The organism is Enterobacter sp. 03-F-07-AD-ECC, assembly GCF_047530935.1.
Classification (GTDB): domain Bacteria; phylum Pseudomonadota; class Gammaproteobacteria; order Enterobacterales; family Enterobacteriaceae; genus Enterobacter; species Enterobacter cloacae.
This window is the reverse complement of the sequence record NZ_JBLKBZ010000004.1, coordinates 37,707-57,503: the sequence shown is the minus strand read 5'-3', so window position 1 is coordinate 57,503 and position 19,797 is coordinate 37,707. Positions and strand designations below refer to the sequence as shown.

Annotated in this window: 21 protein-coding genes; 10 read left to right on the top strand and 11 right to left on the bottom strand. The window is 59.3% G+C overall.

Annotated elements, in window-relative coordinates; translation table 11 throughout:
• Positions 1–23: 23 nt before the first annotated feature.
• Positions 24–368 carry a nitrous oxide-stimulated promoter family protein gene (locus ACMWKA_RS07565; RefSeq protein ID WP_038420491.1) on the top strand — a complete coding sequence of 115 codons (345 nt, stop codon included), beginning with the start codon at positions 24–26 and terminating at the stop codon, positions 366–368.
• Between the two features lie 5 nt (positions 369–373).
• Here the strand turns inward: ACMWKA_RS07565 and ACMWKA_RS07560 are convergent, their stop codons facing one another.
• The 10 genes from ACMWKA_RS07560 to hypA form a co-directional block, all read right to left on the bottom strand.
• The gene (locus tag ACMWKA_RS07560) at positions 374–1,594 is read right to left on the bottom strand and encodes an MDR family MFS transporter (RefSeq protein WP_029883185.1); all 1,221 of its coding nucleotides are present in this window, start codon (positions 1,592–1,594) and stop codon (positions 374–376) included.
• A 14-nt stretch (positions 1,595–1,608) separates the two neighbouring features.
• Positions 1,609–2,370 (bottom strand): ABC transporter ATP-binding protein, encoded by a 762-nt coding sequence (locus tag ACMWKA_RS07555; RefSeq protein WP_013098479.1) that lies wholly within the window; start codon positions 2,368–2,370, stop codon positions 1,609–1,611.
• Positions 2,370–3,407: a FecCD family ABC transporter permease gene (locus tag ACMWKA_RS07550; protein ID WP_128310971.1), complete on the bottom strand. Its 1,038-nt coding sequence runs from the start codon at positions 3,405–3,407 to the stop codon at positions 2,370–2,372. Before ACMWKA_RS07550 ends, ACMWKA_RS07555 begins: the two co-directional genes overlap by 1 nt.
• Positions 3,407–4,405, bottom strand: a complete 999-nt coding sequence (locus ACMWKA_RS07545) for an ABC transporter substrate-binding protein (protein ID WP_414760108.1) — start codon at positions 4,403–4,405, stop codon at positions 3,407–3,409. Before ACMWKA_RS07545 ends, ACMWKA_RS07550 begins: the two co-directional genes overlap by 1 nt.
• Before the next feature lie 151 nt (positions 4,406–4,556).
• Entirely contained in the window at positions 4,557–6,629 is a 2,073-nt protein-coding gene (flhA, locus tag ACMWKA_RS07540) for a formate hydrogenlyase transcriptional activator FlhA (RefSeq protein ID WP_029883188.1), read from the bottom strand.
• A 60-nt stretch (positions 6,630–6,689) separates the two neighbouring features.
• Positions 6,690–7,700 carry a hydrogenase expression/formation protein HypE gene (hypE, locus tag ACMWKA_RS07535; RefSeq protein WP_414760107.1) on the bottom strand — a complete coding sequence of 337 codons (1,011 nt, stop codon included), beginning with the start codon at positions 7,698–7,700 and terminating at the stop codon, positions 6,690–6,692.
• The gene (hypD, locus tag ACMWKA_RS07530; protein WP_414760106.1) at positions 7,697–8,818 is read right to left on the bottom strand and encodes a hydrogenase formation protein HypD; all 1,122 of its coding nucleotides are present in this window, start codon (positions 8,816–8,818) and stop codon (positions 7,697–7,699) included. The genes hypE and hypD overlap by 4 nt, the downstream gene beginning before the upstream one ends.
• 2 nt (positions 8,819–8,820) lie before the next feature.
• Entirely contained in the window at positions 8,821–9,093 is a 273-nt protein-coding gene (locus ACMWKA_RS07525; protein ID WP_369706670.1) for a HypC/HybG/HupF family hydrogenase formation chaperone, read from the bottom strand.
• Positions 9,084–9,947 (bottom strand): hydrogenase nickel incorporation protein HypB, encoded by an 864-nt coding sequence (gene hypB / locus ACMWKA_RS07520; RefSeq protein WP_414760105.1) that lies wholly within the window; start codon positions 9,945–9,947, stop codon positions 9,084–9,086. Before hypB ends, ACMWKA_RS07525 begins: the two co-directional genes overlap by 10 nt.
• A gap of 3 nt (positions 9,948–9,950) precedes the next feature.
• The gene (hypA, locus tag ACMWKA_RS07515) at positions 9,951–10,301 is read right to left on the bottom strand and encodes a hydrogenase maturation nickel metallochaperone HypA (protein ID WP_414760104.1); all 351 of its coding nucleotides are present in this window, start codon (positions 10,299–10,301) and stop codon (positions 9,951–9,953) included.
• 210 nt (positions 10,302–10,511) lie between these two features.
• Here hypA and hycA point away from each other — a divergent pair, with 210 nt between their 5' ends.
• The 9 genes from hycA (at position 10,512) to hycI (ending at position 18,341) form a co-directional block, all read left to right on the top strand.
• Entirely contained in the window at positions 10,512–10,976 is a 465-nt protein-coding gene (gene hycA / locus ACMWKA_RS07510; RefSeq protein WP_013098469.1) for a formate hydrogenlyase regulator HycA, read from the top strand.
• A 70-nt stretch (positions 10,977–11,046) separates the two neighbouring features.
• On the top strand, positions 11,047–11,655 hold the full coding sequence (locus ACMWKA_RS07505) for a 4Fe-4S dicluster domain-containing protein (protein WP_013098468.1): 609 nt from the start codon (positions 11,047–11,049) through the stop codon (positions 11,653–11,655).
• Positions 11,652–13,466, top strand: coding sequence for a formate hydrogenlyase subunit 3 (gene hycC / locus ACMWKA_RS07500; protein WP_414760103.1), 1,815 nt, complete (start codon positions 11,652–11,654; stop codon positions 13,464–13,466). Before ACMWKA_RS07505 ends, hycC begins: the two co-directional genes overlap by 4 nt.
• 1 nt (position 13,467) lies before the next feature.
• On the top strand, positions 13,468–14,391 hold the full coding sequence (locus ACMWKA_RS07495; protein WP_013098466.1) for a respiratory chain complex I subunit 1 family protein: 924 nt from the start codon (positions 13,468–13,470) through the stop codon (positions 14,389–14,391).
• Between the two features lie 15 nt (positions 14,392–14,406).
• On the top strand, positions 14,407–16,116 hold the full coding sequence (hycE, locus tag ACMWKA_RS07490; RefSeq protein WP_029883192.1) for a formate hydrogenlyase subunit HycE: 1,710 nt from the start codon (positions 14,407–14,409) through the stop codon (positions 16,114–16,116).
• A gap of 9 nt (positions 16,117–16,125) precedes the next feature.
• On the top strand, positions 16,126–16,668 hold the full coding sequence (locus ACMWKA_RS07485; RefSeq protein WP_013098464.1) for a formate hydrogenlyase complex iron-sulfur subunit: 543 nt from the start codon (positions 16,126–16,128) through the stop codon (positions 16,666–16,668).
• Positions 16,668–17,435, top strand: coding sequence for an NADH-quinone oxidoreductase subunit B family protein (locus ACMWKA_RS07480; protein ID WP_014833050.1), 768 nt, complete (start codon positions 16,668–16,670; stop codon positions 17,433–17,435). Before ACMWKA_RS07485 ends, ACMWKA_RS07480 begins: the two co-directional genes overlap by 1 nt.
• Positions 17,432–17,842 carry a formate hydrogenlyase maturation HycH family protein gene (locus tag ACMWKA_RS07475; protein WP_014833049.1) on the top strand — a complete coding sequence of 137 codons (411 nt, stop codon included), beginning with the start codon at positions 17,432–17,434 and terminating at the stop codon, positions 17,840–17,842. Before ACMWKA_RS07480 ends, ACMWKA_RS07475 begins: the two co-directional genes overlap by 4 nt.
• Positions 17,835–18,341, top strand: a complete 507-nt coding sequence (gene hycI / locus ACMWKA_RS07470; protein ID WP_414760102.1) for a hydrogenase maturation peptidase HycI — start codon at positions 17,835–17,837, stop codon at positions 18,339–18,341. Before ACMWKA_RS07475 ends, hycI begins: the two co-directional genes overlap by 8 nt.
• Before the next feature lie 15 nt (positions 18,342–18,356).
• On the opposite strand, the gene ACMWKA_RS07465 is transcribed toward hycI, so the two are convergent.
• Positions 18,357–19,781: a 6-phospho-beta-glucosidase gene (locus ACMWKA_RS07465; protein WP_038420482.1), complete on the bottom strand. Its 1,425-nt coding sequence runs from the start codon at positions 19,779–19,781 to the stop codon at positions 18,357–18,359.
• Between the last annotated feature and the right edge of the window lie 16 nt (positions 19,782–19,797).

Genomic DNA, 19,797 nt, shown 5'->3' with positions numbered 1-19,797 from the left:
ATGTTTTTAGTCGGTGAGCCGCTATGTCTGGTAAACGTATTTCACGGGAAAAAAAGACGATCGCCAGAATGATCGCTCTGTATGAAAAACAGTGCCCGCAGGCTTCTCAGGAAGAGGGGCATTATCAGGCGCTGAATGCCTATGCAGATAAGCGTCTGGATAAGTGCGTCTTTGGTGAGGAAAAACCGGCCTGTAAACAGTGTCCGGTACACTGCTACCAGCCCGCCCGGCGTGAAGAGATGAAGCAGATTATGCGCTGGGCGGGGCCCCGCATGCTGTGGCGTCACCCCATTCTGACGGTACGCCATCTGCTTGACGATCGTCGCCCGGTACCGGAATTACCGGAAAAGTATCGCCCGAAAAAGTAACCGTCTCAGCGTGTGAAAGGGCGACAAATGATCTTCATGGCGATCGCGCTGCATAGCGGGAACAGGGCCAGCAGCAGCCAGGGGGACATCGCCTGCGGCGAAGGGACAAGCGCACGATCCAGCAGACTGCCAAACAGCAAATTCCCCAGCAGCACCGCAACACCGCCTGCGGTGGCGAGTGCGCCGTAGTGCGCGCCAAGCGTCGATTCCTCCGCAAAGCGTGGAACCAGATCTTTCGCCGAGGGCACCAGCAGCATTTGCCCAAGCGTTAATAGCGCCACAAAACATACCGACGGCAGCAAGCGCAGCCAGCCTTCCGGCGGCACCGTCGGGGCGAACACCGCCACGCTCGCAAAAGATGCCGAGAGCAGTAAAAAGCCCACCGGCAAAATTCTCACCGCGCCCACGCGTCGTGCAAAGCGGGCCAGCGGAAGCTGCAAGGTGATGATCAGCACAGAGGCCAGCATAAACAGGGGGCCGAGATCTTTCTCGTTACCACCGGCACGCTGGATCTCTACGGGCAGCGCCAGATAGAGCTGGTTGTAGCTCAACAGCCACGAGCTGTAGGCGATGATAAAGGCGACAAAGCGCGGCTGACGGAAGGTTGTCCACCAGGGAACAATATTGAGTGCCTGCTTGCTGTGTTGCGCAGCCGGAAGGCAGAAGTAGAGCACAATCAGCGCGACGACGAAGACCCCCGCCCCCGCCAGCGCCACCTGGCGAAACCCCAGCCCCGTGAGCAACGCCCCGACAACCGGGCCCAGCACCGCGCCGAGTTCACCGCAGACGGCAAACAGCGCAAACCACTCTGCACGGCTGCGTTGACCTTTAGTCTCGCTATGCGTACCCGCCCTGGCCAGCAGCGCTTCGATGGAGGGAGAGAACAACGCGCCGCCAATGCCGGTCAGACAGGCGCCAAGGATGATGGGCCAGAGCGCGTGTCCAAATGCCAGCAGCAGATAACCCGCAACGCGGATGACGCAGCCGCAGAGGATAATGATTTTGGCACCAAAGCGGTCTGAGAGCGCACCGCCGACGATGAACATCCCCTGCTGCGAAAAGGTACGCAGCCCCAGAATCAGCCCGATAAGGCCGCCGGAAAGCAGCATGTCGTCGCGCAAAAAGATCGCCAGGAAGGGGACGACCGCGTAAAAACCGATGTTAAACACAAACTGGCTGCCCAGTAAGACGGGCGGCCAGAGCGTTGTGGCAGGGCGCAGGGGCATCATGTTACGGGCGCTTAAACGATAAAGTGAATGTGCTTTTTGCCATGGAACGGCGAGATCTCGATTTTGGTTTTGACCCGAAAAACATCCCAGAGCAACGCCTCAGAGAGGATCTCCTGCGGCGTTCCGGTGGCCACGATTTGCCCCTGCTGCATCACAATCAGCGAATCGCAGAACATTGATGCATGGTTGAGATCGTGAATAGCCACAATGCTGGTCACCGGCAGGTCGCTTATCAGGTGCATCAGCTGCATCTGATGGTGAATGTCCAGGTGGTTGGTCGGTTCATCCAGCAAAATTTCTGTAGGCGTCTGCGCCAGCGCCCTGGCGATATGCACGCGCTGGCGCTCCCCGCCGGAGAGGCTCAGCCAGCCCTGATCGCTTTTTTCCAGCATATCCACGCGCTGCAGGGCGGCGGTAACGGTCTCGTCATCCTGCTTGCTCCAGTTCGAGAACGGGGAGTGATGCGGGATGCGACCGAGTTTGACGACATCGCGAACGCGCATATTGGCATCGGTCATACCGTGCTGTTCAACGAAGGCCACCCGGCGCGCAAGCTGCTTTTTGGCGATGCGGGAAATGTCCTGACCGTCCAGCGTCACACAGCCCGCATCCGGGCGGCGCAGGCCAGCCAGAATGCGCAGAAGCGATGATTTACCGCAACCATTAGGGCCAAGCAGTCCTACCGTTTCACCGCGCGCCACCTTGAGCGACACGTTATTGACGATGACCTTTTTGCCTACCTTCCAGGTAATATTTTCAGCGCAGATACTCATTACTTATTCCTTGAGCGGTAGATGATCACGGCAAAGAACGGCACGCCAACCAGGGCGGTTACCACCCCGACGGGCAGACTTTGCGGGGCAATCAGCATGCGCGAGGCGATATCTGCCAGCACCATCAGGATCGCCCCCGCCAGTGCGCTGGCAATCAGCAGGGTTCGATGCAGAGGACCGAACAAGAAACGCATGACGTGCGGAACCACCAGCCCGACAAAGCCGATTGAGCCCGCCATGCTGACGATGGTTGCGGTGATCAATGCGGTGGTGGTAAAGAGCGCCAGGCGCACCCAGGGGACGGCAATCCCCAGCGAGGCCGCGGCGTCGTCACCAAAGGTAAAGGCATCCAGCGCCCGGGAATAGTAGAGGCAAATGGCTAACCCAATCAGTACCACAACCAGTGCCAGCTGGAATTCAGGCCAGCGTACACCGCTAAAGCTGCCCAGCAGCCAGAACATCACATCACGCGCCTGCTGCGCGCTGGCAGAGGTGCTGATGGTATAGGCGGTGATGGCGTTGAAGAGCTGAGAGGCGGCAACGCCCGCCAGGATGGTACGCTCGTTGCCGCCGCGCGCGCCGTTGGTCAGAAAGGCGACAAACGCAAAGGCGGCGAATGCGCCAGCAAACGCGCCCGCAGAGAGCGACACCGCGCCGGTCCCCATCCCCAGCACCACGACGGAAACCGCGCCGGTGGACGCCCCCGCAGAGACGCCGAGCACGTAAGGTTCAGCCAGCGCGTTTTTCAGCAGGCTCTGCAAAACCGCGCCGCAGATAGCCAGCCCCGCGCCGCAGCAGGCCGCCACCAGCGCGCGGCTCAGGCGGAAGTCCCAGATCACGCTCTCATAGATGCGGTTGAGCGGAATCGCGGTCAGCCCCAGCTTATTACCGATAGCATAAAAGACATTGGACAGCGGAATCGACAACTCTCCGACGCTTACGCCAAGGGCGATCACCAGAAACAGCAGGACAATAGCCAGCAGGGCGGAAGTGGTCAGGAACAGGCCCTGTCGGGCCTGAAGTACAGCTGCCGTCATCAGTTCAGCCCCAGTTTTCTGAGCTGTTCGCCCACCTGTTCAGCGCCATAAATGGTACGGATCGTCGGGTTCATTGCCTGGCCGTCCATCACCACGATATGGCCTTTTTTGACGGCCTCAAGCTGGCTGACGGCCGGATCGCTTTTCAGGAATTTGATTTTCGCTTCCGCGTTATCCAGCGCCCAGCGGTTACGGTCGAGGCTTGAGACCACAATCACGTCCGGGTTAGCGGCAATGATGCTTTCCCAGCCCACGGTTGGCCATTCGGCCTCGGCGGTGATGGCGTTATGGCCACCCAGTACGTCAGCGATAAAGCCTGAGGCGCTGTTTTTACCGCCCACGTAGGCATCAGCAGAAGGAGAGGCGCTTGAGAACCAGAACACAAAGGAGAGGTCTTTTTTGCTTTTGCCAAATTCTTTGCGCAGGTCTGCCTCACGTTTTTTAAAGCTGGCGATAACGGCCTGACCACGGTCTTCAACGTTGAAAATTTTGGCGAAATCTTCAATCTCTTTATAAAGGTATGTCATGTCCCACAGCTTCTGGCGGCTGCCGTACATATCGCCCGAGGCTTTTTTAGTGGCGCACATGCCCGGTGATAAATAACTGTTCACGCCGACGGTAGCCAGATCCTCACGTTTTGCGACCTTACTTTCTGGCCCGAGCAGCAGCGGCAATTGTGCAGGAACAAAATCGGGGTTTTGCGCAAGGATAGATTCCAGCGTAGGAATTTCGACGGTGAGCGTTTTGATTTTGGCATTCTGTTCGGCCAGCTGCGGCAGCACTTTGGTCGGCCAGAAGGCGCTGGCCTTCACCTTATCTTCCAGACCCAGCAGAAGCAAAATCTCAACGGTATTTTGACCAAGGGCCACGACGCGTTCCGGCGCTTTGGTGAAGGTCTCTTTATAACCGCAGTTTTCAATGGTCAGAGGATAAGTGGTTGCCAGAGCAGAACTGACCGACGCAACCGCCAGGCCTAACGCGCAGATGACCTTCTTCATTAAACGCTACCCTTCATTAAAGTTATTTTTGATGCAAATGAAACTCATTATTAAGGCGGAATTTTATACAGAGGAAAATATTGTGTGTCAATGAGGGACAATAACGCAGGGTGACAAAAGGCGGTGCCAGAAAGCACCGCCGGAATGCGCCTTAAATCAGGCTCTCTTTATCTATTCCAAGGCGCTTCATGCGCGACAGCAGGGTGGTGCGTTTTAACCCCAGACGCTGGGCTGCCCCTTTCGGCCCGGCCACTACGCCGTTGGTCTCTTTCAGCACGCGGACAATCAATTGATATTCATCTTCCCCGTCCTGGGCCACGTCGGTCGCGGCTGCGGGAGAGTCCGGCAGAGAAACCTCCGGCAGGGAGAGTTGCAGCACATTACCGCGCGTCAGCAGCACCGCACGCTCAATGACGTTTTCCAGCTCGCGCACGTTGCCGGGCCACTCCATCGAGGAAAGGGTGCGTAACGTCTCGGCGGGAATGCTGTCGATGTTGCGTCCCATCCGGCGGGCAATTTTGGCGGTAAACGCTTTGACCAGCAGCGGGATATCTTCCGGGCGCTCGCGCAGGGGCGGCAGGCAAATCGGGAACACGTTCAGGCGATAGTAGAGGTCGCTGCGAAACTCGCGGTCGGCGACCATTTTTTTCAGATCGCGGTTGGTGGCGGCAATCAGCCGCACGTCGGTCTGAATCAGCTTATTGCTGCCAAGACGTTCGAACTCCTGTTCCTGCAGCACACGCAGCAGTTTAGGCTGTAGCTCCAGCGGCATATCGCCCACTTCGTCGAGGAACAGCGAGCTTTTATCCGCCAGCTCGAAACGGCCCAGACGCTGGCTGCTGGCACCGGTAAACGCACCGCGCTCATGGCCAAAGAGATCGCTTTCCAGCAGACCCGCAGGCATGGCGGCACAGTTCATTTTCACCATCCGGCGGCTGTTGCGGTTGCTGAGATTGTGGATCGCGCGGGCAATCAGCTCCTTACCCGTACCGGTTTCGCCCAGGATCAGCACTGTACTGTCGCTTTGCGCGACCATCTCCACCTGTTTGAGCACGCTGTACATGGCATCGCTGCGTCCAATGATTTCGCCAAACTCGCTGTCGACATTGTTAAGCTGTTCCGTCAGCGCCAGGTTTTCATCCACCAGCCGTTCTTTCAGACGGTGGATCTCCTGATACGCCAGCGCGTTATCCAGCGCGATGGAGATACGCTCGGCAATCTGACGCAGCAGCTTCAGGTTGGCGGTGGTGAACACCCCTTCCTCACACTGCGCCAGCTTGAGAACGCCCAGCATGGTGTTACCGGACATCAACGGCAGCAGGCACAGGGTCTGGATTTTGTTGCCCCAGATGTTAAACAGCATTCGCTCGTAAGGCGCCATCACATCCTGCTCGCTGAGATTGAGCAGCAGGATCTCCTTGCTTTTAAACACCCGTTCAGAAAGGGTTCCCGCTTCATCCACCTCGCTCTGCTCATGGGCCGGGTTCGCTTCGTCGAGATAGTGCGTGGAGTAAATGTTGAGCTTGCCCTTGCGATGGCCGCGCAAGGCAATGCTAATGGCGTCAATTTTGAAGTAGTGATGGATCTCCTTCGACACTTCGCTGACCAGCTCATCCATGTCGAGACGGGAGAGCACGGCGTTGGTGATTGCCACCAGAATGCGGAAGTTGTCACGCTCACGGCTCAGCAGGTCGTAATCCACATTATTGCTGACGCGGCTTTGGATCTGCTCGGCGACGACGGCCACTATCTGGGTGAAGGTGTGCAGACGCTCATATTCCGCCTCGCTCCATGGCTGGTCGGTATTACGGATAAACTCGCAGCCACCAAAAATGTGGCCTTCCACCGCCAGCGGCAGCAGGCTGTAATGACCAAACGGCTGATATAAGGCGCTCCGGGCCAGCATGGGCCACGCCTGACGGAACTCCTCAAAATTGCAGTGCAGCGCTTCCGGCCGGGAAAGAATACGGCGTATCGGCCCGTGAGCGAGATACGTTTCGTCTTCGTATTCAAACGCTTTTCCGTTTTCTCGTGTGGAGAAGTAGCTCGCACGATGGCTCCCGCTATGCCAGAGCACAATGGCGGCGCTGTCTGCCAGTGCAGATTGCCTGACCAGGCGCGTCAGGGCATCGCTCAGCGCACCCAGGTCGGGCTGCTGTAAAAGTGTTCGCGTAATGTCGAACAGACCCTGCTGTCCGAGATCGCTCATCGGTGTATACGGCATAGTGCTTTCCAGTAGAAACGGGCAAAAAAAAATTCCGTGCCGACCGCTTTTCACGCGGTTCTAGCAAATGCGGGGTAACGGTTCCGCGTGCGGCAGATCCAGCGTGCGCTTCACGCCATACAGTCCGGCCAGGCGCACCCCTTTGCGCTCAACCACCTCACCAATTATCGCGGCCTCTTTTCCTGACGGATGCGCCCGCAACTGTTCAAGTACGGTTTCGGCCGCGGCGCGCTCAACGCCTATCACCAGCTTGCCTTCATTAGCAAAATTGAGTGGATCCAACCCCAGCAGCTCGCACAGCCCGCGAACCGCAGGCTTGACGGGCAGGCTGCGCTCAGTAAGTTCAATACCGCAGCCGCAGCAGGCCGCGAACTCATGCACCACGGCATTGACGCCGCCACGGGTGGCATCCCGCAGGGCTTTCACGCCGGGGATCGCCCGCAGCGTCTGGATAAGCGGGGTGAGCACCGCGCAGTCGCTGCGCAGTTCCCCGTCCAGCCCCAGCCCTTCGCGCAGGTTAAGGATGGTCGCCCCGTGACAGCCCAGCGTGCCGCTGACCAGCAGCACGTCGCCCACGGCCAGTTGCTGCGCGCCCCAGTGAATATCGGCGGGGATCGCCCCCATCCCGGCGGTGTTGATAAAGAGCTTATCCGCCGCGCCGCGCTGCACCACCTTGGTATCGCCGGTGACGATAGCAATCCCTGCCTCGTGCGCGGTGTGCGCCATGCTGCTGACCACCGCCGCGAGCGTCTCCATCGGCAAACCTTCTTCAAGGATAAATCCGCAGGAGAGGTAGCGCGGAATGGCACCGCTGACGGCGACATCGTTCGCGGTACCGCAGACGGCCAGCTTGCCGATATCGCCGCCGGGGAAGAATAGCGGGTCAATCACATAGCTGTCGGTGGAGAAGGCCAGCCTGTCGCCCTGGGCGGTGAGGGAAGCGAGGTCAATGCGGGCCTGGTCTTCCTGCTCGGCGAGCCAGGGGTTATCAAAGGCCTCCATAAACAGCCGGTTTATCAGCTGCTGCATCGCCAGACCGCCGCTGCCGTGCGCCATTTCAACCGTGTTCATGCTTCACTCTCCTGGTTGCGGTACTGATACCACGCGGCACATGCCCCTTCGGAAGAGACCATCAGCGCGCCAAATGCCGTTTGCGGGTTACAGGTGTTGCCAAATAACGGGCAGTGGTGGGGTTTACATCTTCCGGTAAGGACCTCGCCGCAGCGGGCCTGGGGATCGTCGCAAACCTGTTGTGGCTGTGGGCGGAAATGCGTTTCTGCATCAAACGACCGGTAGGCTGGGGTCAGGCGCACGCCGGATTCAGCAATCAACCCCAGCCCGCGCCACTCGCTGTCGCCCTCAACGCTAAATACGTCAGCTATCGCCTGCTGCGCCCGTTCATTTCCGGTATCCGGCACCACGCGGCGGTACTGATTTTCCACCGCGCTCAGGGCTGCTATTTTCTGCTCAACCAGCATGGTGACGCCTTGCAGTAGATCAAGAGGTTCGAAACCAGCGACGACTAACGGGCGATGGTAATCGTCAGCGATAAAGCCGTAGGCCCCGGTACCGATCACCATGCTGACATGGCCCGGTGCCAGGAACGCGTCAATGCCGTTGTCCGAGGCGTCCAGCAGGCTGCGCAGCGTCGGAATAAGCGTAATGTGCTGACAAAAAAAGAAAAAATTGGTGACGCTGCTGCGTTTTGCCTGCTGCAGCGTGATCGCCGTAGCGGGCATGGTGGTCTCAAAACCCAGCCCGAAAAATACCACCTTTCGGCCAGGGTTATCGGTTGCAAGCTTCAGGGCATCCATCGGCGAGTACACGATGCGCACATCCGCGCCGCGCGCTTTGGCCTGCAGCAGCGAGCCCTTTTTCCCCGGCACGCGCATCGCGTCGCCAAAGGAACAGAAAATGACGTCAGGCTGGCTGGCGATCTCGATACAGCTGTCAATGCGCCCCATGGGCAGCACGCAAACCGGGCAGCCCGGGCCGTGGATAAACTCAATGTTGTCCGGCAGCAGCTGATCGAGGCCAAATTTGAAAATGGCATGGGTGTGCCCGCCGCAGACTTCCATGATCCGCAGCGGCTTTTCCGCCGTGTGTTTCAGCAGGGCGGCCCGCGTTTTCAGATGACCGATAAGCTGCATCACCTGCTCAGGTGCGCGGTATTCATCAACGTAACGCATAATTACCGTTCCTCGCCGTACAGCAGCGCGCCGACGTCCGGCTCCACATCGAACATGTTCTGCAGGGCATCCAGCGTGTCGCGCGCTTCCGCTTCATTAATCACGCTCATGGCAAACCCCACGTGTAGCAGCACCCACTGACCAAGGCGCGAGACGCCCGTCTCATCGGTGCTGCCCACCAGCGTTAAATCGACGTCGCGCAATATGCCGCAGACTTCCACTTTGGCCTGGTTTCCGTCAATGGAATGGATTTGTCCGGGGACGCCTATGCACATCGTTCACTCTCCAGCCAGTTTAGCCAGTGCGCCATGCCGTCGCCGCGTGTGGCGGAGACCAGCAGGATCGCAATGTCCGGGTTCACTTCACGGGCATAAGCCAGGCATTTATCCACGTCGAAATTCAGGTACGGCAGCAGGTCGACTTTGTTTAGCAGCATCAGCGACGCGGCGGCAAACATATGCGGATATTTGAGCGGCTTGTCTTCTCCTTCGGTCACCGAGAGGACCGCCACTTTATGCCGCTCCCCGAGATCGAAGCTGGCCGGGCAGACCAGATTGCCGACGTTTTCGATAAACAGAATACCGTTATCCTCCAGTGGCAGACGCGGCGCGGCATCGGCAATCATCTGCGCATCCAGATGGCAGCCTTTACCGGTATTGACCTGTATCGCCGGGGTGCCGGTTTCACGAATACGGGCGGCATCGTTGACCGTTTGCTGATCGCCTTCGATCACCGCGCAGGAGACGCGTTCGTTCAGGCGTTTGAGCGTTTCCGTCAGCAGCGTGGTTTTGCCGGAGCCGGGGCTGGAGACGAGGTTGAGCACCAGCTGTTGACGTGCGGCAAACCGGGCGCGGTTGCGGGCGGCGATCTGGTTGTTTTTATCGAGTACGTTGATTTCTACGTTCAGCATCTGGCGCTGGCTCATGCCCGGCGCATGGGTACCCGCCTCGCCGTGGCCGTAATGAAGATCGCCCATATCGGAGCGTTGAGGCGCAAAGCGAATGCCGGTGAGTGCCGCTGCCGGACGCGGTGCGGGGTTAAAAGGGGCGGAGCGAAACGCGGAGTGAGGACGGTGTTCATCCCCTTCGATATACAGGTTGCCTTCGGCGCAACCGCAGGTGCTACACATACTTTACTCCTTCTCGATTTCAAGGTGTTGGATCTGCATCCCGTCATCCGCCACGATGCGAAGGCCGGTGTGCTGACACTGTGGGCAGCGCTGGACCTTCGACGACAGCAGGGTGACGTACTGCTGACACTGCTCGCACCAGCACTCCGCCTGTTGCTCTTCAATATGAAGTTCGCAGCCTTCCGCCAGCGTGCCGCGGCACACCAGCTCAAAACAGAAGGTGAGGGCGCTGGTTTCGACGCAGGAAAAGGCCCCGACCTTCAGCCAGACGCCGGTCACGCGCGTCGCGTGGTTTTGCGCTGCCTGCTGTTCGATGAGTTCCAGTGCCCGCTGGCAGAGGGTGATTTCGTGCATGACGCCTCCTTAATGAATTGCCCCGTTAATGCAATAACAATGCCAGCCTGGTTTTGGTTAGGGGGTGACGATGTCAACGCTGTCGAAATGACACGTCGACACCCTCTTGTTGACAGCCTGTTTTGAATTAAACCCATTAAATATCAATGCATTAAAAAATGGCATGGAATCTGCTTAACAGCCGCTATCTCCATTAACCGGATACCTTCTATGACTATTTGGGAAATTAGCGAAAAAGCGGATTACATCGCGCAGCGTCACCAGCAGTTACAGGACCAGTGGCACCTTTACTGCAACTCACTGGTCCAGGGGATCACCCTCTCCAAAGCCCGTCTTCACCACGCCATGAGCTGTGCGGCGCAGGGGGATATGCGCTTTGTTTTGTTCGGCCATTTCACGATTTACGTCACCCTGGCCGACACCTTCAACAGCCACACCATTGAGTACTACGTCGAGACAAAAGAGGGTGAAAAACAGTGTATTGCGAAGGCGCAACTGATGGCCGACGGCATGGTTGACGGTCACGTCAGCAACCGCGATCGCCAGCAGGTGCTGGAGCACTATCTGGAAAAAATCGCGCCGGTTTATAACGGTCTGTACACCGCCGTTGAACACGATCTCCCGGTCAACCTGAAGCAGCTGATGGATGAACACGCCTCAGCGGACGTGGCCTGATCATCACGTGTCGAGAAGTGTCGACATGACAGTTTTTCGTCAAAAATGACTATCACCAGAGGATGACCCGGTGAACCGTTTTGTAATTGCTGACTCGACGGTCTGTATTGGCTGTCGAACCTGTGAGGCGGCCTGTTCGGAAACGCACCGCCTGCACGGGCTCCAGTCCATGCCGCGCCTGCGCGTCATGCGTAATGAAAAAGAGTCTGCCCCGCAGCTCTGCCACCACTGTGAAGATGCGCCGTGCGCGGGCGTCTGTCCGGTGAATGCCATCACCCGCGTTGACGGCGCGGTACAGCTGAACGAAAGCCTGTGCGTGAGCTGCAAGCTGTGCGGCATAGCCTGCCCGTTCGGTGCGATTGAATTTTCCGGCAGCCGTCCGCTGCATATTCCGGCGAATGCCAACACCCCAAAAGCGCCACCTGCTCCCCCGGCTCCGGCACGTGTCAGTACGCTGCTTGACTGGGTGCCCGGCGTGCGTGCGGTGGCGGTGAAGTGCGACCTGTGCAGCTTTGATGAGCAGGGCCCGGCCTGCGTGCGCACCTGCCCGACCAAAGCGCTGATTCTGGTCAACATTCGCGATATTGCCCGCACCAGCAAACGCAAGCGCGAGCTGACCATTAATACCGACGTCGGCGATCTTTCTCTGCTTCAGGCGCTTAACGAGGGGGCGAAATGAACGCGATATCTATGATTAACAGCGCCGTGGCGTACTTTGCCGCCGCTGCTGTGCTGGCGTGGCTCCTGTCATTCCATAAAACCCTGAGCGGCTGGATCGCCGGTATCGGCGGGGCGGTGGGCAGCCTGATGACGCTGGCAGCAGGTACGGCAGTGTTACTCAGCGGCCAGACCGCCGAAGCAATGATTCCGATCGTCCGTCATACCGTTCAGCTCACGCCGCTGAACGCCATCTGGCTGGTGACTTTTGGCCTGTGCGGGGTGTTTATCAGCCTGTTCAATATTGACTGGCACCGCCATCAGCACACCCGCGCGAATGGTCTGCTGGTTAACCTGCTGCTGGCGTCGGCGGTCTGCACCGTCATTGCCAGCAACCTCGGCGCGCTGGTGGTGATGGCGGAGATCATGGCGCTCTGCGGCGTATTCCTGACGGGATGTAGCGCCTCCGGCAAGCTGTGGTTTGCGCTCGGTCGCCTCGGCACGCTGCTGCTGGCGCTGGCCTGCTGGCTGGTGTGGCAACGTTTCGGCACGCTCGACTTCGCAGCGCTTAACGGTCAGCCGCTGGGAAACGACGTCTGGCTGTTGGGCGTGGTGGGCTTTGGCCTGCTGGCCGGGGTCATCCCTCTGCACGGCTGGGTGCCGCAGGCGCACGCGAATGCCTCTGCACCCGCCGCCGCGCTGTTTTCCACCGTGGTGATGAAAGTCGGTCTGTTCGGCGTTCTGACGATCACCCTGACCGGCGGCCAGCCGCCGCTGTGGTGGGGTGTCGCGCTGCTTATCGCAGGTATGATTACCGCCTTTGTCGGCGGGCTGTATGCGCTGATGGAGCACAACATTCAGCGTCTGCTGGCGTACCACACCCTGGAAAATATCGGCATTATCCTGCTCGGCATCGGCGCAGGCGTGACCGGCCTGGCACTTAATCAACCGGCGCTGATTGCCGCCGGGTTTATCGGGGGGCTGTATCACCTCGTTAACCACAGCCTGTTTAAAAGCACCCTGTTCCTGGGCGCGGGCAGCGTCTGGTTCCGTACCGGTCATCGGGATATCGAAAAACTCGGCGGCATCGGCAAAAAGATGCCGGTGATTTCTCTCGCCATGCTGGTCGGGCTGATGGCGATGGCCGCGTTGCCGCCGCTGAACGGCTTTGCGGGCGAGTGGGTGATCTACCAGTCCTTCTTCGCGCTCGGTCAGAGCGACGCCTTTATCGCCCGACTGCTCGGCCCGCTGCTGGCGGTTGGGCTGGCGATAACCGGGGCGCTGGCGGTGATGTGTATGGCAAAAGTCTACGGCGTCACCTTCCTCGGCGCACCGCGCACGCGGGAAGCGGAAAACGCCTGCTGCGCCCCGGTACTGATGTGTGCCAGCGTGGTCGCGCTGGCGCTGTGCTGCATCGCGGGCGGGGTCGCCGCCCCATGGCTGCTGCCGCTGCTGGATAACGCCATTCCACTGCCGCTGACCCTTGCGCATACCACCGTCTCCCAGCCGATGATGGCGCTGCTGCTGATTGCCGCACCGCTGTTGCCGTTTGTGCTGATGTTGTTCTTCAGGCGCGACCGACTCCCCTCCCGCTCGCGCGGGGCGGCCTGGGCCTGTGGCTACGAACACGAACAATCGATGGTCATCACCGCCCACGGTTTTGCCATGCCGGTGAAAGAGAACTTCGCTGCCGTGCTGAAGCTGCGCCACTGGCTGAACCCGGTGGGATGGATGCCGGGCTGGCAGAGCGCCGCTGTACCTGCGCTGTTCCGCCGTCTGGCGCTGATCGAGCTGGCGGTGCTGGTGGTCATTGTGATTTCACGAGGAGCCTGACATGAGTCTGTTACTGGCAATACTTCAGGCGCTGGTGCTGTTCGCCGTTGCGCCACTGCTGTCGGGCATCACGCGCGTGGCGCGCGCCCGGATGCACAACCGTCGCGGGCCTGGCGTGCTCCAGGAGTACCGCGATCTCTTCAAGCTGCTCTCCCGCCAGAGCGTGGCGCCGGATGCCGCAGGCTGGGTCTTCCGCCTGACGCCGTTCGTGATGGTCGGCGTGATGCTGACCATCGCCACCGCGCTGCCGGTGGTGACGGTGGGCTCGCCGCTGCCTGCACTTGGGGATCTGATTACGCTGATTTACCTCTTCGCCATTGCCCGCTTCTTCTTTGCTATTGCGGGTCTGGATACCGGCAGCCCGTTTACCGGTATCGGCGCCAGCCGCGAGGCGATGCTGGGCGTGCTGGTCGAACCGATCCTGCTGCTGGGGCTATGGGTGGCCGCGCAGGTCGCGGGTTCCACCCATATCAGCTTTATCACCCACACCGTTTACCACTGGCCGGTGTCACGTACCCTCCCGCTGGTGCTGGCCCTTTGCGCCTGCGCGTTCGCCACCTTTATTGAGATGGGCAAACTGCCGTTTGACCTCGCAGAAGCCGAGCAGGAGCTACAGGAAGGGCCGTTGACCGAATACAGCGGCTACGGCTTTGCGGTGCTTAAGTGGGGCATCAGCCTTAAGCAGCTGGTGGTCCTGCAGATGTTTGTTGGCGTCTTCTTCCCGTGGGGGCAGATGACGCACTTCTCCGCTGGGGGGCTGGTATTGGCCGTGGTGGTTGCCGCGCTCAAGTTGCTGGTCGGCGTGCTGGTGATTGCCCTGTTTGAAAACAGCATGGCACGTCTGCGCTTTGTCGCGACCTCGCGCATCACCTGGGCCGGTTTTGGTTTTGCATTTTTAGCGTTCGTCTCCTTGCTGGTGGCGTGATTAAAGAGAGTATTTATGTCTGAAGAAAAGAAAGGTCAGCAGTATCTCGCCGCGTTGCATCAGGCTTTTCCGGGTGTTGTGCTGGATGAAGGATGGCAGACCAAAGACCAGGTAACCGTCACCATTAAGGTGAACTATCTGCCGGAAGTGGTGGAGTTTCTTTACTACCAGCAGGGCGGTTGGCTGTCGGTGCTGTTCGGCAATGACGAGCGTCAGCTGTGCGGCAATTACGCGGTGTACTACGTGATGTCGATGGAGCAGGGCGAGAAGTGCTGGCTTACCGTACGCGTGGAAGTCGACCCGAACAAGCCGGAGTACCCGTCCGTCACACCGCGCGTGCCTGCCGCCGTCTGGGGCGAGCGCGAAGTGCGTGACATGTATGGCCTGGTGCCGGTGGGGCTGCCGGATGAACGCCGCCTGGTGCTGCCGGACGACTGGCCGGACGAACTGTATCCGCTGCGCAAGGACAGCATGGATTACCGCCAGCGTCCGGCCCCAACCACCGACAGCGAAACCTACGAGTTCATTAACGAACTCGGCAACAAAAAGAACAACGTGGTGCCGATTGGCCCGCTGCACGTCACCTCTGATGAACCAGGCCACTTCCGCCTGTTTGTTGATGGCGAAAACATTATCGACGCCGACTACCGTCTGTTCTACGTCCATCGCGGCATGGAAAAGCTGGCGGAAACCCGGATGGGCTATAACGAGGTGACATTCCTCTCGGACCGCGTGTGCGGCATCTGCGGCTTCGCCCACAGCACCGCCTATACCACCTCGGTGGAGAACGGCATGGGGATCGTGGTGCCGGAGCGCGCGCAGATGATCCGCGCCATTTTGCTGGAAGTGGAACGTCTGCACTCGCACCTGCTGAATCTCGGTCTGGCCTGTCACTTTGTCGGTTTCGACTCCGGGTTTATGCAGTTCTTCCGCGTGCGCGAGGCGTCGATGAAGATGGCGGAGATCCTCACCGGGGCGCGTAAAACCTACGGTCTGAACCTGATCGGTGGGATCCGCCGTGACCTGCTTAAAAACGACATGATCCAGACCCGACAGCTGGCACAGCAGATGCGTCGCGACGTGCAGGAGCTGGTGGATATGCTGCTCAGCACGCCCAACATCGAGCAGCGTACCGTGGGGATCGGCCGCCTTGATCCGGAGATCGCCCGCGACTTCAGCAACGTTGGCCCGATGGTGCGCGCCAGCGGCCACGCCCGCGACACCCGCGCCGATCACCCGTTTGTCGGTTACGGCCTGCTGCCAATGACCGTACACAGCGAACAGGGCTGCGACGTCATCTCCCGCCTGAAGGTGCGTATCAACGAGGTCTTCACCGCGCTGAATATGATCGACTTTGGGCTCGATAACCTGCCGGGCGGCCCGCTGATGGTGGAGGGCTTCACCTACATCCCGAACCGCTTTGCCCTCGGCTTTGCCGAAGCGCCGCGCGGGGACGACATCCACTGGAGCATGACCGGCGATAACCAGAAGCTTTACCGCTGGCGCTGCCGTGCGGCCACCTACGCCAACTGGCCAACCCTGCGCTATATGCTGCGCGGCAACACGGTCTCCGACGCGCCGCTGATCATCGGCAGCCTCGACCCGTGCTACTCCTGCACCGACCGCATGACCGTGGTGGACGTGCGCAAGAAGAAAAGCCAGGTGGTGCCGTACAAAGAGCTTGAGCGCTACAGCATCGAGCGTAAGAACTCGCCGCTGAAATAAGGACTTGTCATGTTTACCTTTATCAAAAAAGTGATCAAAACCGGCACGCCCACCAGCCGCTACCCGCTGGAGCCGATGCCGGTGGATAAAAACTTTCGCGGCAAGCCGGAACACAACCCGCAGCAGTGCATCGGCTGTGCGGCCTGCGTCAACGCCTGTCCGTCGAATGCCCTGACGGTGGAAACGGATCTGAAAACCGGCGAACTGGCCTGGCAGTTTAACCTCGGTCGCTGCATCTTCTGCGGCCGCTGCGAAGAGGTTTGCCCGACGGTCGCCATTCGTCTGTCTCAGGAGTACGAGCTGGCGGTGTGGAAGAAAGAGGACTTTTTGCAGCAGTCGCGTTTTGCCCTGTGTAACTGCCGCGTCTGCAAACGTCCGTTCGCCGTGCAAAAAGAGATCGACTATGCCATCGCGCTGCTTAAGCACAACGGCGATGCCCGCGCGGAGCATCATCGCGAAAGCTTTGAAACCTGCCCGGAATGCAAACGGCAGAAATGCCTGCTGCCGTCCGACCGCATCGATATCACCCGTCATATGAGAGAGGCCAGCTGATGGAAAACTTACTCGGTCCGCGCGACGAGCGGGGCATTCCGGTGCCGATGACGGTGGAGGAGTCCATCGCCAGCATGAAAGCGTCGCTGTTGAAAAAAATCAAACGCTCGGCCTACGTTTACCGCGTGGACTGCGGCGGCTGCAACGGCTGCGAGATTGAGATCTTCGCCACGCTGTCACCGCTGTTTGACGCCGAACGCTTCGGCATCAAAGTGGTGCCGTCTCCGCGTCATGCCGACATTCTGCTGTTCACCGGGGCCGTCACCCGCGCCATGCGCTCGCCCGCGCTGCGCGCCTGGCAGTCTGCGCCCGATCCGAAAATCTGTATCTCCTACGGCGCCTGCGGTAACAGCGGCGGCATCTTCCACGACCTCTACTGCGTGTGGGGCGGCACCGACAAAATCGTACCGGTGGACGTCTACATTCCGGGCTGTCCGCCGACGCCTGCCGCCACGCTGTACGGCTTTGCCATGGCGCTCGGCCTGCTGGAGCAGAAAATCCACGCCCGTGAACCGGGTGAACCCGACAATCAGCCTGCGATGATCCTGCACCCGGACATGGTGCAGCCGCTGCGGGTGAAGGTAGACCGCACGGCGCGCAGGCTGGCGGGCTATCGCTATGGCCGCCAGATTGCCGACGATTACCTGCGCTTGCTGAGCCAGGGCGAGCACCAGGTGGCGCGCTGGCTGGAGGCGGAAAACGACCCGCGTCTCAATGAGATTGTGGCGAACCTGAACAGCATTGTGGATGAGGCGCGTATCCGATGAGTGAGACGGTGGTGTTCAGTCAGCTGAGCCGTAAATTTATTGATGAGAACGATGCCACGCCGGACGCGGCGCAGCAGGTGGTCTATTACAGCCTGGCGATTGGGCATCACCTCGGGGTGATCGACTGCCTGGAGGCGGCGCTGAGCTGCCCGTGGTCCGACTATCTGGCGTGGATCGCCACGCTGGAGGAGGGCAGTACGGCGCGGCGCAAAATGGAAGGGGTACCGAAGTACGGTGAGATCGTTATCGACGCCAACCATATTGCGATGCTGGCGAATGCGTTTGACGCGGCGCTGAAACGGCAAACCCCCGAACAGCAGGCGTGGAGCAAAACGCTGCTCAGCATGCTGCATGATATTCATCAGGAAAGTGCTATCTACCTGATGGTGAGGAGATTACGTGACTGACGTTTTACTGTGTGTCGGCAACAGCATGATGGGCGACGACGGCGCAGGCCCGCTGCTGGCAGAGATGTGTGCCGCGAACCCGCAGGGCAACTGGGTGGTGATTGACGGCGGCAGCGCGCCGGAAAACGATGTGGTGGCCATCCGCGAGCTTCACCCTGATCGGCTGTTGATTGTCGATGCTACGGATATGGGGCTGAACCCGGGGGACATCCGCCTGATCGACCCGGACGACATTGCCGACATGTTCATGATGACCACGCATAATATGCCGCTTAACTATCTCGTGGATCAGATCAAAGAGGACGTGGGCGAGGTGCTGTTTTTGGGCATTCAGCCGGACATCGTCGGATTTTATTACCCGATGACACCCCCGGTGAAAGCCGCGGTGGAAGTGGTCTATTCACGGCTTGCGGGGTGGGTTGGAAAGGGTGGGTTTGAACCCCTCTCCTCAAAGGGGAGAGGGTGTTTTTTGTCCCCTCTCCCTGTGGGAGAGGGTTAGGGTGAGGGCAACAGGCTACGCCAGATCCCCCCCGTTACTCGCAATCACCTTCTTATACCACCAGAACGACTTCTTGCGTTTGCGCTCCAGCGTGCCGTTTCCGGCATCGTCGCGGTCAACGTAGACAAACCCGTAGCGCTTGCTCATTTCGCCCGTTGAGGCCGCCACCAGGTCAATGCAGCCCCAGGTGGTATAGCCCATCAGCGGCACACCGTCCTCAATGGCATCGCCCATCGCGCGGATATGTTCGCGCAGATAGCTGATGCGGTAGTCATCGTTAATTTCGCCGTTTTCATCAATGACATCTTTTGCGCCAAGGCCGTTTTCCACCAGGAACAGCGGTTTCTGATAACGGTCGTACATCATGTTCATGGTGATGCGCAGGCCGAGCGGATCGATGCCCCAGCCCCATTCGCTCACCTGAATATGCGGGTTGCGCAGGGATTTGACGATGTTCGCCGCATTGGTATTATTCGCATTCATATCGGCCGACGCGCAGCGCGAGGCGTAATAGCTGAACGATACAAAATCGACGGTGTTTTTCAGCATTTCGTCGTCGCCCGGATCTTTCACAATCACCACCCCTTTTTCGCGGAACACGCGGGCGGAGTAGGCCGGATAGCTGCCGCGCGCCTGCACGTCGATAAAGAACAGGTTCTCGCGGTCCTTCTCCAGCGCCATCCATACGTCTTCCGGCTTGCAGGAGTAAGGGTAGAAATTCCCGCCCGCCAGCATGCAGCCGACCTGGTTTTCCGGGTTTACCTCGTGGGCGATTTTGGTCGCCAGCGCGCTTGCGACCAGCTCGTGGTGCGCGGCCTGGTATTTCACCTGATCTTCGTTTTCACCTTCTTCGAACACCAGCCCCGCGCCGGAGAACGGGCTGTGCAGCATGATGTTGATCTCGTTGAAGGTGAGCCAGTATTTCACCAGACCGTTAAATTCTTCGAAACAGGTGCGGGCGTAGCGGGCAAAGAAATCGACCATCTTGCGGTTGCGCCAGGAGCCATACTCCGTCACCAGATGCATCGGCACATCGAAGTGGCACAGGGTGACCAGCGGCTCAATGTTGTACTTTTTGCACTCTTCAAACACCGCGCGATAGAAGGCAATGCCCTCTTTGTTCGGCAGCGGTTCGTCGCCGTTCGGATAGAGGCGGCTCCAGGCAATCGAGGTGCGGAACACCGTAAAGCCCATCTCCGCCATCAGAGCGATGTCCTCTTTGTAGCGATGGTAAAAATCGATCGCCTCGTGGCTTGGGTAAAACTCGTCGTCACGCAGCGAAAAACGCTTTTCCTTACCAAGCTTCACCGCCAGGCGGTTTGCGCCGTGAGGGATCATGTCGACCGTGGTCAGCCCTTTGCCGCCTTCACGGTAAGCGCCTTCGCTCTGGTTGGCGGCAAGCGCGCCGCCCCATAAAAATCCTTGTGGAAAAACAGACATTTCTACCTCGTTATAC

Bases quoted from the DNA above. Each gene is read 5' to 3' on its own strand.
- ACMWKA_RS07465 (WP_038420482.1), bottom strand. From the start codon at position 19,781: ATGTCTGTTTTTCCACAAGGATTTTTATGGGGCGGCGCGCTTGCCGCC.
- ACMWKA_RS07525 (WP_369706670.1), bottom strand. From the start codon at position 9,093: ATGTGCATAGGCGTCCCCGGACAAATCCATTCCATTGACGGAAACCAG.
- hypB (WP_414760105.1), bottom strand. From the start codon at position 9,947: ATGTGTAGCACCTGCGGTTGCGCCGAAGGCAACCTGTATATCGAAGGG.
- ACMWKA_RS07560 (WP_029883185.1), bottom strand. From the start codon at position 1,594: ATGCCCCTGCGCCCTGCCACAACGCTCTGGCCGCCCGTCTTACTGGGC.
- ACMWKA_RS07565 (WP_038420491.1), top strand. From the start codon at position 24: ATGTCTGGTAAACGTATTTCACGGGAAAAAAAGACGATCGCCAGAATG.
- ACMWKA_RS07475 (WP_014833049.1), top strand. From the start codon at position 17,432: ATGAGTGAGACGGTGGTGTTCAGTCAGCTGAGCCGTAAATTTATTGAT.
- hypA (WP_414760104.1), bottom strand. From the start codon at position 10,301: ATGCACGAAATCACCCTCTGCCAGCGGGCACTGGAACTCATCGAACAG.
- hypE (WP_414760107.1), bottom strand. From the start codon at position 7,700: ATGAACACGGTTGAAATGGCGCACGGCAGCGGCGGTCTGGCGATGCAG.
- ACMWKA_RS07545 (WP_414760108.1), bottom strand. From the start codon at position 4,405: ATGAAGAAGGTCATCTGCGCGTTAGGCCTGGCGGTTGCGTCGGTCAGT.
- flhA (WP_029883188.1), bottom strand. From the start codon at position 6,629: ATGCCGTATACACCGATGAGCGATCTCGGACAGCAGGGTCTGTTCGAC.
- ACMWKA_RS07555 (WP_013098479.1), bottom strand. From the start codon at position 2,370: ATGAGTATCTGCGCTGAAAATATTACCTGGAAGGTAGGCAAAAAGGTC.
- hycE (WP_029883192.1), top strand. From the start codon at position 14,407: ATGTCTGAAGAAAAGAAAGGTCAGCAGTATCTCGCCGCGTTGCATCAG.
- ACMWKA_RS07485 (WP_013098464.1), top strand. From the start codon at position 16,126: ATGTTTACCTTTATCAAAAAAGTGATCAAAACCGGCACGCCCACCAGC.
- ACMWKA_RS07495 (WP_013098466.1), top strand. From the start codon at position 13,468: ATGAGTCTGTTACTGGCAATACTTCAGGCGCTGGTGCTGTTCGCCGTT.
- ACMWKA_RS07550 (WP_128310971.1), bottom strand. From the start codon at position 3,407: ATGACGGCAGCTGTACTTCAGGCCCGACAGGGCCTGTTCCTGACCACT.
- hypD (WP_414760106.1), bottom strand. From the start codon at position 8,818: ATGCGTTACGTTGATGAATACCGCGCACCTGAGCAGGTGATGCAGCTT.
- ACMWKA_RS07480 (WP_014833050.1), top strand. From the start codon at position 16,668: ATGGAAAACTTACTCGGTCCGCGCGACGAGCGGGGCATTCCGGTGCCG.
- hycA (WP_013098469.1), top strand. From the start codon at position 10,512: ATGACTATTTGGGAAATTAGCGAAAAAGCGGATTACATCGCGCAGCGT.
- hycC (WP_414760103.1), top strand. From the start codon at position 11,652: ATGAACGCGATATCTATGATTAACAGCGCCGTGGCGTACTTTGCCGCC.